Source organism: Nitrospirota bacterium (genome assembly GCA_035873375.1).
GTDB lineage: Bacteria > Nitrospirota > Thermodesulfovibrionia > Thermodesulfovibrionales > JdFR-85 > BMS3Bbin07.
Genome location: JAYWMQ010000047.1, coordinates 1 through 11,983 on the forward strand (window position 1 = coordinate 1; position 11,983 = coordinate 11,983).

At 48.4% G+C, this 11,983-nt stretch carries 13 protein-coding genes and 1 riboswitch; of the genes, 3 read left to right on the forward strand and 10 right to left on the reverse strand.

Translation table 11 applies throughout. From position 1 onward, the window contains the following. From VST71_10100 to VST71_10145, 10 genes are all read right to left on the reverse strand, one after another. Positions 1-354, reverse strand: a 354-nt coding sequence (locus tag VST71_10100; protein MEC4686067.1) for a precorrin-2 C(20)-methyltransferase, incomplete at its 3' end; no start/stop codon positions are given. Further along, positions 347-1,177 carry an ABC transporter substrate-binding protein gene (locus tag VST71_10105; GenBank protein MEC4686068.1) on the reverse strand — a complete coding sequence of 277 codons (831 nt, stop codon included), beginning with the start codon at positions 1,175-1,177 and terminating at the stop codon, positions 347-349. The genes VST71_10100 and VST71_10105, both read right to left, overlap by 8 nt. Beyond that, a complete protein-coding gene (locus VST71_10110; protein ID MEC4686069.1) occupies positions 1,174-1,923 on the reverse strand; it encodes an ABC transporter ATP-binding protein in 750 nt (249 codons plus the stop codon). Before VST71_10110 ends, VST71_10105 begins: the two co-directional genes overlap by 4 nt. Beyond that, a complete protein-coding gene (locus tag VST71_10115; GenBank protein MEC4686070.1) occupies positions 1,916-2,893 on the reverse strand; it encodes an iron ABC transporter permease in 978 nt (325 codons plus the stop codon). The genes VST71_10110 and VST71_10115 overlap by 8 nt, the downstream gene beginning before the upstream one ends. Positions 2,894-2,928: 35 nt before the next feature. Continuing rightward, the gene (locus tag VST71_10120; GenBank protein ID MEC4686071.1) at positions 2,929-3,666 is read right to left on the reverse strand and encodes an ABC transporter permease; all 738 of its coding nucleotides are present in this window, start codon (positions 3,664-3,666) and stop codon (positions 2,929-2,931) included. Next, the gene (locus VST71_10125) at positions 3,659-4,537 is read right to left on the reverse strand and encodes an ATP-binding cassette domain-containing protein (GenBank protein MEC4686072.1); all 879 of its coding nucleotides are present in this window, start codon (positions 4,535-4,537) and stop codon (positions 3,659-3,661) included. The genes VST71_10120 and VST71_10125 overlap by 8 nt, the downstream gene beginning before the upstream one ends. After that, positions 4,534-5,097 (reverse strand): PepSY-associated TM helix domain-containing protein, encoded by a 564-nt coding sequence (locus VST71_10130; protein MEC4686073.1) that lies wholly within the window; start codon positions 5,095-5,097, stop codon positions 4,534-4,536. The genes VST71_10125 and VST71_10130 overlap by 4 nt, the downstream gene beginning before the upstream one ends. Before the next feature lie 2 nt (positions 5,098-5,099). After that, positions 5,100-6,071 carry a sirohydrochlorin cobaltochelatase gene (locus VST71_10135; GenBank protein ID MEC4686074.1) on the reverse strand — a complete coding sequence of 324 codons (972 nt, stop codon included), beginning with the start codon at positions 6,069-6,071 and terminating at the stop codon, positions 5,100-5,102. Between the two features lie 32 nt (positions 6,072-6,103). Continuing rightward, the gene (locus tag VST71_10140) at positions 6,104-7,408 is read right to left on the reverse strand and encodes an LbtU family siderophore porin (protein MEC4686075.1); all 1,305 of its coding nucleotides are present in this window, start codon (positions 7,406-7,408) and stop codon (positions 6,104-6,106) included. A gap of 133 nt (positions 7,409-7,541) precedes the next feature. Next, positions 7,542-7,844, reverse strand: a riboswitch (cobalamin riboswitch). 71 nt (positions 7,845-7,915) lie between these two features. Further along, complete coding sequence (locus VST71_10145; GenBank protein ID MEC4686076.1) at positions 7,916-8,560, reverse strand: precorrin-8X methylmutase; 645 nt, start codon at positions 8,558-8,560, stop codon at positions 7,916-7,918. Between the two features lie 216 nt (positions 8,561-8,776). On the opposite strand from VST71_10145, the gene trpA reads away from it, so the two are divergent. The 3 genes from trpA (at position 8,777) to VST71_10160 (ending at position 11,965) form a co-directional block, all read left to right on the forward strand. Next, positions 8,777-9,550 carry a tryptophan synthase subunit alpha gene (gene trpA / locus VST71_10150; GenBank protein ID MEC4686077.1) on the forward strand — a complete coding sequence of 258 codons (774 nt, stop codon included), beginning with the start codon at positions 8,777-8,779 and terminating at the stop codon, positions 9,548-9,550. A 112-nt stretch (positions 9,551-9,662) separates the two neighbouring features. Continuing rightward, positions 9,663-10,496 carry an acetyl-CoA carboxylase, carboxyltransferase subunit beta gene (accD, locus tag VST71_10155; GenBank protein ID MEC4686078.1) on the forward strand — a complete coding sequence of 278 codons (834 nt, stop codon included), beginning with the start codon at positions 9,663-9,665 and terminating at the stop codon, positions 10,494-10,496. Next, on the forward strand, positions 10,493-11,965 hold the full coding sequence (locus tag VST71_10160; protein MEC4686079.1) for a folylpolyglutamate synthase/dihydrofolate synthase family protein: 1,473 nt from the start codon (positions 10,493-10,495) through the stop codon (positions 11,963-11,965). The genes accD and VST71_10160 overlap by 4 nt, the downstream gene beginning before the upstream one ends. Positions 11,966-11,983: the final 18 nt, after the last annotated feature.

The following is an 11,983-nucleotide window of genomic DNA, read 5'->3' on the forward strand; positions in this document are numbered from 1 at the left end:
TCCTACCGCCCTCAGCTTTTCGGTAATATAATTTGATGTGCTGAATATGGTCGGGTCACCCATTGTCACATATGATACCACTTTACCCTCTTCTATCAGCCCCTTTATCTTCCGGGCCAGCTCGGTATACCTCTTCGAGAGGTCCTCCCTGTCATTATTCATCGGGAAGTAATACATCAGGATCTTTGAGGGGTCTATGTAATGGAGAATAATATCCCTTGCCACGCTCCTTCCGGTCTTGTCGGACTGGGGTACCACCACGATATCCGACTCCTCAAGTATCCTTCTTGCCTTGACCGTCATGAGTTCGGGGTTTCCCGGGCCAAGCCCGATCGAATAGACGGTATTACTCATTATATTCTCCACGAAAAATTTTATTAAGGTCTATCACGGCCTCAAATGCATTGATGCCGGGCCTTGCAAACTCAAGCTCCGGAACCTTGACTACCTTACTGCGAAGAGACCTGAAAAAAGGCCTTTTCAGGGGGGGCTCCGGATTCTTGTTCATGGGGCCCACCTGATAGATGTAGAAATCAGGGTTTGATTCCAGCACCTTTTCAGGGGAGAGGAGTACATGCTTTTTTTCAACCTTTACAGCATTAACTCCCCCTGCCGCCTCTATGATAGAGGTAATTATGCTCATGCTGCCAGCCACCCTGAGTGATTTTGAGCTGATTTCATATATCACAGAGGGTTTTTTTGACAGGGCTGATACCAAGGAGAGCTTCGCCTGCAACCTCTTCACAAGAACCTCAGCCTCAGCTTCCTTTCCAAGGAGTCTGCCGAGATCTGTTATCTTCACCAGAATCTCTTCAAGACTTCTCGGGTCGTAGTAAAAGACATCTGCCTTAACCCTCTCCGCCATCTCCCTGGGAAAGGCCCTTGCAGAGCCGGCCACAATAAGGTCGGGCCTGAGGGCATTTATCAGCTCAATGTTCGGCCTCAGGTGTGAGCCAAGTTTAACGGCATCATTAAAGGTCTTGTCTGTCCTGGTAATGCCAACCACCCTGTTCCCGGCCCCAAGCTCCTTAAGAATGGGGCTTGCAGCAGCATAAAGCACCACTATCTTCCCGTATGCATATGCAGGGGGTGTTTTTATAAGGGCCACTGTTGATACAGCAATTAAAACAATACAAAAAAACCACAGTCTGAATCCTGAATCCTGAATTCTTCTCATCTTCCCTCCGTGTATACGAATATACCTTTATCATGTCTTAAGAATTTGACGCGCACTCCAAAAATTTCGGAGAGCCTGTCTTCCTGAATCTCGTGACTTCTTGCCTCATAGGAAAGGTCTCCGCCTGTAAAGAAGAGAAACCTGTCAAACTCCCTGAGTGCAAGGGATATATCATGGATTACAACCATAATGAGTTTCTTCCTGCTCAGCTCCTTGAGGAGTTTTATGGAGTCGTGCTGGTGCAGGATGTCTATCCCGCTCAGGGGCTCGTCAAGCAGTATGACCCTGGAGTCCTTGTTAATGGTCCTTGCAAGGAGCACACGCTGTTTTTCACCGCCTGAGAGCTCGTTGAACTGCCGCTCCCGCAGGTGCATGATATCGAGCTCTGTCATGGCCTGCTCGGTTGCCTCAAGGTCTGCATCTGTATAGCTCAGACCGTTTGTATGGATAAACCTGCCTGTAAGAACTACATAAAAGACATCAAAGGGCATGTTGAGGGTGGTCATCTGCGGCAGCAGGCTGATGAGGCCATGCCTTTCAGCTGTTGGAATCTCCTGAAACTCCCTGTCTTCAAGCATGTATTTACCCTCAAACTTCTTCAGTCCTGCAAGCACGGAGAGAAAGGTTGACTTGCCGCTTCCGTTGTTTCCAAGCACGGCCACAAAGTCTCCCTCCTTTAGAGTGACCCTTTCCGCACTGAGCAGAAAATTACCCTGCCTTGCCCTTATCCCTTCAAGTTCAATCAAAGTAGAAGAGCTCCTTCTTTCTCTTTATCAGGAGGTAGAGGAAGAAGATACCGCCTATTGAGGAAGTGATTATCCCTACAGGCAGCTCCTGACCCTCGGAAAGAACGGTCCTTGCAATAAGGTCGTTCAGGATCATGAACAGTGCGCCGAAGAGGAGACTCAACGGTATCAGCTCTGCTGCCTTTACATACTTCAGAAGCCTCACAACATGGGGCACTACAAGGCCTACAAATCCTATAATTCCTGCATATCCGACACTGAAGGCAGTAAGCAGGGCGGCAATAAAAAAAGCCTTCCGCCTCAGACGCGCCACATTCACCCCGCTTGAGGATGCAGTCGTGTCGTCAAAGCAGATGATATCAAGGCTGAGGTAGTCCTTCCTGATTACAAGAAAGGATATTAGAAGGACTCCTGCAAGTATCATCACCTTGCCCATGGAGGCAGACTGAAACCCGCCCATAAGCCAGAAGATAATGGAACTGACTGCATCGTCACTCAGAAACTTCATCAGACTGATGACGGCAGAGGCAAAGGTGCTTATTACTATGCCTGCAAGGAGCATTGTAATGGGTTGAACCCTTCCCCTCACAGATGATATCTTGTAAACCGCCAACAGTCCTGTAAGACCTCCCGCCAGGGCAAACAGCGGTAATATAGCGCCGAACCCGAGCATGATCGCCACAACCGCACCCATTGCAGAGGATGCAGAGACCCCTGTTGTGAATGAATCGGCAAGCGGATTTTTCATAACATACTGAAACAGGGCTCCACTCAATACCAGGGATGCACCCACAAGCCCTGCAAGCAGGACGCGGGGTATCCTTACGTAAAAGAGTATGTCCCTATCCACGCCGGTCATCTCCAGCAGGTCTATCTCCACAGCGCCTTTTGAGACGGCAAGTACTGTGATTACCGCCAGCAGGGATACACTGATGGCTATGGCAAGATTTATTCTCTTCGGATTAGTCATCCTTCACTCAATACCCCGCAAAACAGTTATTGCCGTCATGCCTCCACCCTCCGCACTGCCCACAGCGCCGTATAAAAGAAGAGGGCTGCAAACATCACTATCAGGAAGACAAAGAGGGGGTTAATCTCCCCGCCTGTCAGCGATGCCCTTATCACCTTTGTGGTGTATGTAAGGGGCAGGGCATAGACAATCATCTTGAAGAGATACGGCAGTTTGTCCACCGGGAAAAAGGTTCCGGACAGAAATATCATGGGGGTTATCACGAATGTATTTACCGTTGCCTGTGTTCCATGGTCGCGCACAATCATTGCTATTGTTATGCCCAGCGCTGCAAAGAGAAAGGTGTGCAGCAATATAGCCATGAAAAATATGGGGTTAAAGATCAGCTTTACCCCAAAAAGCATGGCATAGACAAAGATAAGTATGGTGCTGAGCAGCCCCTTGAACATTCCATACGCTGCCTCTCCGAGCACAATCTCCGTGTGAGATATGGGGGCTATAAGAAATTCGTCAAAGACATGGAAGTAGAACCGGGTGATATTCAGCTCCTGTGCAATTCCGTAACTCTGGTTCAGACTGCTCATGGTTATCAGTCCGGGGATAAGAAAGGTGATATAGGGAAGCCCGTCCACACTCACCCCCCTGCCAAAACTCCAGCCAAAGGCTATCAGATACAGGAGCGGTGAAAGGGAGGAGGATAGTATCTGCTTCTTTGCCCTTGTGCGGAAGACGCTCAGTTCCCTGTAAAGAACTCCTTTGAACCCGTTAAACATTTATCCTCCTTCCCGTCAGTTTCAGGAAGACATCCTCAAGTGTTACCTCCCTGACCTTGCAGGAATGGTCGCATCCTTTCAGGCTCTCCAAAGCCTCTTCCCTTGTGGAGAAGAACTTCTCCTCGATCCTGTTCTCAAGGAATATCTCAAGCACATACCCGCCTATATCCTTCTTGAGGTCATCAGGGGGGCCTTCGGCAATAATCCTGCCCCTGTTTATAATCAGGACCCTGCCGCAGAGTTTTTCTGCCTCTTCGATGTAATGAGTGGTAAGGAGTATGGCTGTCCCTTTTACCTGATTCACCTTCAGGATAAGTTCCCAGAGTGTGCGCCTTATCTGCGGGTCAAGACCAACGGTGGGCTCGTCAAGGAATAGTATGCGGGGCTCATGAAGGAGTGCCCTTACAATAACGAGCCTCCTGCGCATACCGCCGGAGAAGGTCTTGACCTGACGGTCCCTGTATTCCTTAAGGCCTGCAAACTCAAGTGCCTCATCAATCTTTTCAATGCGCAGGGGTTTTGGGATACCGTGCAGGATGGCGTGGAGGTAGAGGTTCTGAAAGGCCGTTAGGTCCCTGTCCAGATTACTCTGCTGCGGAACCATCCCTATAAACCTCTTGGCCTCTCCGGGATGACTTGAAAAGTCTTTGCCGTAGTAATAAACTTCTCCTTCCGTGAGCTTTGTAAGCCCTGTAAGTATCTTGATGGTGGTGGTTTTCCCCGCACCGTTTGGACCAAGAAGGCCCAGAAAATCTCCCCCCGCTATCTTAAAACTGACACCCTGGAGGGCTTTTTTCTTTCCGTATTTTTTGACAAGTCCCTCTACACTCAGTACAGTCCTGCCTTTATCACCTGCTGCTGAATTTTTCACTGTGCCAACAACGCTCCTGCTATCAGGATTAATACCCCGCCAAATACCATGATATAGTCAACCATACGATACCTCAGAATTACCAGACCCGTTACTGTTACTGCCAGTATAACCAGAGAGGCCAGATCGGAAAGCAGGAGCCAGAACATGTTGGTCTTAAAAGCCTTGTGGAGGTTATTCAGCCAGTACAGGGGCTGCCGCGGATATTTTTCGATCTTCTCCATTGTTCCTTCTTCAGGGTTGATGATATATGTCGTCTTTCCGTGGGAGCCATAGAGAAACTCTATGGTCTTTCCCTTGCGAATCCTTATCACGACCGGGTCATCACTCCTGTTTATCTGCTTCTTGTAAAACTCCACAAACGACTTCATCAATTCAATGTCAGAGGACGGAACCTTATATTCGCTTTTTTTCCTGATGACAAAATAGTCAAAAAATTCCCTGTGGTTAAGCAATATTCCGGTGATGCAGTAGAAAATGATGAAGGCGGCCAACAGCAGGCCGCCCCATCTGTGTATCTTGCGCATAAGCCGGATCGTCTTTGAATCAAGTCCGGGCACGGTTAGAACTCAAACTTCTTCAACAACCTGACAATACCTTTAATGTATATCCTGTTTACCTCTGGGTAGAAACCGAGTCCCTTATAGTATTCCTTCCCCTTGTAAACAATAGTTGTTGCCTCTGCCCTGAACCCCGCCTTTTGCATCTCGAGGGACCATGAGAGTTCTCCGTCATCCTCGGGTTCCGAGCCCATTATATCATTCATGATATGGTCGCCGGCAACGTACATGAAAGGAATGAACTTCACCTTTTTTGCCTTGCAGGCCTTTGCCTTTGCAAGGGCTGATTCCCTGGATGTTATCCCCTCAACACTTCCCAGAAAGGTATTATCGTACTTCAGGGACAGCACCCTCTCAAGGCCAAGGTAGGTGATGTTACTGCCGACCGCAGTCTCTCCTGTTCCGTGAGAGGCGAGGACATTGCAGCCTTCCTGAGGCGTGAGCAGGTCAGCCTTTAGTACATCTGCCACTTCGTCCAGATCCCACCAGTACTGAAGCAGCGGCTCTCCTACCTTAATCCTCAGGTTGAAATCCTTAAAAACCTCCCGCAGCCCTTCAACCATACCGAGCACGCTTTCATACTCTATTCCGGGAAAGATATGCAGGGGTTGCACCACTATCTTTCTGTATCCCTCATCCTCGAGGTCTGATACTACCTGGGCAAGGCTGCGGTATCTCTTTTTAATCCCGGCCTTTTCGAACTTCTTGTTGGCCCTTTCACGGACTATCTCGGAAGTGAATGCCCAGCGTATCTCGTAGTTTCTGTATTTTGCCGGCAGCTCCTTTTTCAGCTGTTCGTCAAAGAAGTCATAGGTTGCCTGTGCCCTTGTTGTAGTACCAAAGGTGGCAATGACTATTGCCGGGTCTTTCTTCAACGTCATGGTTTTAAGCATGGCGAAGACATTGCCGGTAAAGGCAAAAAGCATAAATATTGTCACTGATGCTACGGTAAGCACTGTATAGCGGGTACTCATTATTAAACCTCCGTTTTGGATCTGTTTGAATTTTAAAAGTTAACGCCCATTCTTGCATAAATCTCATCATTGGCCTCTTTCATATCCTCCGGGCTGTCAACTCTAAACCCGGTATGTCTGTACTCAACAGACAGAAAGGCATTCAGTCCTGATGCCTCATCATTGTAGAAACTGTACCTTGCTCCGGCACTGTAACGGTTTTTAACGCTCCATGCTTTCAGACTGTCTGCGAATCCGTCATCATCAAAATACTCATACCTCAGCGAGACCTCCAGGGGTTCCGAGATGATATGAGCCCTTCTCTCTTCAAACAAACCACCACCTATTACCTCCCTTTTCCTCAATACAAACTCGTAGGCAGCTGCCAGAGACAGCACACCTTCCCTAAACTCCCTGTCGGCTCCGGTATATCTCTCCCTCTTTACTGCCTTCATGTACTCCCCGTCTAACCTAAGGTTTTCAAGGAAGGGCAATACAAGGTTGAACCCCAGGTTCAGTGTTTCGTTCCTTCTTTCCGCACCGGGCTCCGAGAGATACCCTGCAAAGAGTGTCAGCGCTTCTTCAACCGGTTCTGCAGAAACCGATACAATGAATGAACCGACATCGTCTGAGGCATCGGTCCTGCTTACAGCCTCGGTATCAAACAGACCTGATTCAAAGAGATGATGCATCTGTTCTTCACCCTTGTAGACGGTCAGGGAGAGATCAACGCCTGCCGGGCCTGCATATCCGGCAGTTATGCCTGCCCTCTTGGTCTCATATCCGTCCTGGGTCATCGGGTCTGTGATAAGGTGGCTCTCAAACAGCCCAAAAGGCTGTGTCCTTTTACCTGCAACAATATAAAAGGGAACATCTTCCTTCCGGAGAGTAATGACAGCCTCATCAACTGTCAACATCTCATCTCCGGCGTTAATGTCATCTCCTATCCACTCTGAATTAAAGACGGCAGAGGCGATGATCCAGTCAGTCAGTCTTACCCCTATGCCGAGCTCTATCGTCCTCAGATAGAGGTCTGATGTGGAATCACTATCCCCTGCTGTTACTTCCCTGTGCTTCATCCAGCGGTACTCACCCTCTATGGCTCCTTCAATCACAACCCTGTCAGACATTTCAGTCCCGGCAGAAGCGTCAGTCACCGCCTTCTGTTCCTTCATTCCCTCCGATCTTCCGGCAGTAAGCTCCTCATACTCCTGTTCCGTGATAAGCCCCCTCCTCAGCAACAGGTTTAAAAGTGCCTCTGCCTCACCTGCATAGGCAGGAGAAGAGGCGATGAGTAATGTGAGTAAACCGAATGTGCAGATCAATACACAACAGACTGAGAGGGACCTGTTTTGCATTCTTTCCTCCATAGATTTACAGGACTGTCCATCACTAACCCTAACTAAAGTAAAGAGCAGACAGTTTGACTATGGGGGATTATGGGGAAAGACACCAAAAGCGGATAAAACCATCTTCATATGCTCACCTCCCGCGAGGTATTTGCAGATGGACAGGTGTTCCGGCTCAGGGCAGTTAGACAGTTAGCTGCGCATTCGGGTTGCGGGTTGCGAGTTAAACTGACTCTGGTTCCTACTTACCCGCCTTCCCGGGAAACCGTTCGAACAGTTTGAACCGTTCAACTCGTTATCCCAGTGGTTTTTGCAGGAGGTATGTTGCTTGCCTCCTGTACGGGTTTTCGTTCCCTTCACGGCTGCGGGGCAGCGGGGGATTTTCACCCCTCTTCCTCACATCCATCTGTGCCAGCGAGGAAAAGTTCCTGCACTGACGGTTTTTATTGAAACAGATCAGGCCTGTTGTTGTCAAATGGGGGTTGGGAGTGAATTGATGACCTTGCGTAAGGAGATTTAAGCCGGCGTATTACTCCGGGCTATCCTCAAAAGGGCATTGAGTGCCGCAACAGCCACTGAACTTCCACCCTTTCTGCCTCTGCAGCTGATAAAGGGATAATCCTTCTTCATAAGTTCGCTCTTGGACTCTTCCGCCATAATAAAGCCAACAGGTACACCTATTACAAGGTCAGGCTTGAAAAGACCGCTGTCAACCATCTCCATTATCTTCATAAGTGCTGTTGGTGCATTTCCAATGGCAACAATTCCAATCCCGCGTTCTGATTCCACTGCCTTTTCCATTGCTGCCTCAGCCCTTGTCTTGTCCTCGGCCTTTGCATTCTCAATTACATCACTGTCTGATATCATACAGATGGTCTTTCCCCCAAAATTCTCCAGTATCTTCCTGCTGATTCCTGATTCCACCATCTTAACGTCAACAAGGATGTCCCTGCCCTCTTTTATGGCCTTTAGAGCAGCCTCTATTGCGCCGGGATGAAACTCCATCAGTTCTTCATACTGGGGGTCTCCCGTGGCATGGATAACGCGCATAACCACCATGAGTTCCTCTGCGGAAAAACTTCTGCCTTTCAAAAGCCCCTGTATTACCTGAAAACTGTCCGATTCAATGGAAAGCCCTTTGGAAGTGAGATTTTCGATCATTTTCATCCCCCCTTTTTCAATAGTATGAAATTCATAAAAACCTCTGCATTTGAACCCGCCAAAGCCCCCTTTAATGAAGCAATTAGATAAAATAGTCAACCTCTGCCGGAAAAGTCAAATATCAGGAAACTGTGCTATAATATTTTTTATATGTAAAGCAGCGGGCATGGTTTTTCTTGAGGTGGTCTTCATATAAGTGTAAGGAGAAAATGGGTCATGGGCAGGATAGAGAGTCTTTTTGATGATTTAAGGCAGAGTGGCAAAAAAGCATTTATCCCCTATATAATGACAGGGGATCCATCCCTGAAAAAGACGGAAGAACTCGTGCTTTTGCTTGAGGAGTGTGGTGCTGACATCATAGAGCTCGGCGTTCCATTTTCCGACCCTCTTGCAGACGGGCCCACCATACAGATGGCTGCGGAGCGGGCGATCAAGCGGGGGGTAACGCTCAGAAAGGTTCTCGGGGCTGTCAGGAGAGTCAGGAAAAGGACATCTGTACCCATAGTCCTTATGACTTATTTTAATCCTGTATTCAAATATGGACTTGAATCCTTTATAGATGATGCATCCGCCTCAGGAGTTGACGGGCTGATAGTGCCTGACCTGCCCCCTGATGAGGCCAAAGACCTCATCAGACTTGCACGGACCAGGGATATTTCAACCATATTCCTGCTTGCTCCAACCTCAACCGATGAAAGGATAAGGCTGGTCAGCCGTACATCAACCGGTTTTATATATTACGTCTCGATAACAGGGATTACAGGTGCCGGACTTACTATAGATAAAGCCATGAGAAGGATGATTAAAAAGATTAAATCCGTATCCGGAAAGCCTGTTGCCGTCGGCTTTGGGGTGAAGAGACCCGAGGATGCAGAGGCAGTTGCTGAGCTTGCGGATGGTGTAATTATCGGCAGCTCCATTGTAAAGATGATCAACGAAGATGAAAAGGGGCTGAAGAACTATCTTAATTCACTGAGAAGGGCGATATGAAAAATAATGACCATTCGTCATTTATCGTTTACTGTTTTGCAATAGCCAATCAACCCAAATGATAAATGACAAATGGAAAATGACAAATGATAAATGATAATTCTGACTAACTATGGCGTGGTTTAAAAGAACAAAAGAACATAAGGCGGACCGTAAGGTAAAGATTCCCGAAGGGCTCTGGGTAAAATGCGACAACTGCAAAGAGATTATATACCGCAAGGAGGTTGAAAGAAACCTCAAGGTGTGTCCCAAGTGCAACTACCATTTTCGTATAAGCGCAATGGAGCGGCTAAAACTCCTTATAGACAGCGGCTCTTTTCAGGAGATGGACCCTGACCTTGCTTCCTCAGACCCTCTGAGGTTTAAAGACACTATCCCCTATAGTGAAAGGCTGGTAGAAAACCGCAAAAAGAGCGGGCTTAGTGATGCAATTATCAGTGGAGAGATGCAGATAAAGGGGACCCCTGTTGCAATTGCCATTATGGACTTCTCGTTTATGGGTGGCAGTATGGGCTCGGTTGTTGGTGAAAAGGTGACAAGGACGGCAGAGCTTGCCCTTGCCAAACAGATACCCCTTATTGTTGTCTCTGCCTCAGGTGGTGCCAGGATGCAGGAAGGGATGTTTTCGTTAATGCAGATGGCAAAGGTCTCTGCAGCCATCGGCAGGCTTAAAGACAGGGGAGTGCCATACATATCGGTTCTCACAGACCCAACTTTTGGTGGTGTAAGCGCGAGTTTTGCAATGCTTGGAGATATAATTATCGCTGAACCGAGGAGCCTCATCGGTTTTGCCGGACCCAGGGTGATAGAGCAGACTATAAAGCAGCAGTTGCCGCCGGACTTTCAAAGGGCAGAGTTTCTCCTGGATCATGGCCTTATAGATATGATCGTCAGCAGGAAGGACTTGAGAGAGACTATTTCCAGGATTCTTAAGCTTCTGCAATGAGTTACAGAGAGATTCTCGGCTATCTTTACGCCCTCAGACATCACGGGATAAAGTTAGGACTTGAAAATCCCCGAAGACTTATCTCCCTTTCAGGCAACCCTCAAAGGACCTACCATACCGTTCATGTTGCCGGCACAAACGGCAAGGGCTCAACAGTATCAATGATCTGCTCTATGCTGAAAGCGGCAGGCATCAGAACAGGGACTTTCACGTCCCCGCACCTTGTGAGCTTCACTGAAAGGATCCAGGTTGATGGCGAGAGGATCAGTGAGGAGGACGTCCTGAGACTTTCCGTGGATATCAGGGAACGGGTGGAGAGTTCAGGGGATTTAAAACCAACCTTCTTTGAATTCGTCACTGCCATGGCATTAATTTACTTTCGGGGGCAGGGGGTGGAGTGGGCAGTGGTTGAGACAGGCATGGGCGGCAGGTTTGATGCCACAAATGTGATAAGCCCTGATATTACGGTCATTACCCCTGTGGGACTGGACCACCGGGAATTCCTTGGTGAGACACTTGAAGAGATTGCCTACGAGAAGGCGGGTATTATAAAGGAAGGCGTCCCTCTTGTGCTTGCCCCCCAGGCGGGGGATGCACTGAATACTATCCTGAAAGCAGTAAAAGAGAAAAATGCACCTGTCTATAAATACGGTGATGATTTTAGGGCAGAGATACAGGAGATGACACCAGAGGGTGTGAGGTTTGATTATATGAGTTTCGGGGTAAACTCTCAACCCGCAACCCGTAACCCGCAACCCGCAACTGAAATAAAGGGTCTCTTTACCCCTCTTACAGGTTCCTATCAGGCAATAAACGGCGCTGTTGCAGTCAGGACAGCGGAGATAGTCCTGAAATCATACAGAACCCCTGCTGCTGATGTCCCCGGGGTAATCCGTTCAGGACTTGCCGGCACATCCTGGCCGGGCAGGTGCGAACTTGTAGATTTTAAGGGGATGCCGGTACTGCTGGACGGCGCACACAACCCCGAAGCAGCCCATGCACTGTCAGAAACCCTGGGCAATGTTTACCTGTCATCATGCAGGAGAGGGAATTATGACGACCTTATACTCATCTTCGGAGCAATGGCTGACAAGGATATTAAAGAGATACTCAGCCCCCTACTGCCACTTGCCCGTACAGTCATATTTACTTCCCCCTCCTACGGCAGATCTGAAAAACCTGAGACACTGCTCAGAATAGCAAGGGGTCAGGTCTCAACATTCAACATAAATCCTGATTCCTCTCCTGTAGAGGACAAAAGTGAACAGTTATGTCAAATGTTGAGACCTGACCCCTTCCCTCAGACATTTTATGCCACACCGAACATAAAGGAAGCCCTTGAGCTTGCCGCCCGGCTTTATCGCAGAGGTGCCCTCGTTGTTATAACCGGTTCCTTCTATACTGTCGGAGAGGCACGTGAGGTAATGGGAGAGAAGGCCGTTCTTGCGAAATTAAGGGAGCATAGATAAAAGGGGTCAGGTCTCAAC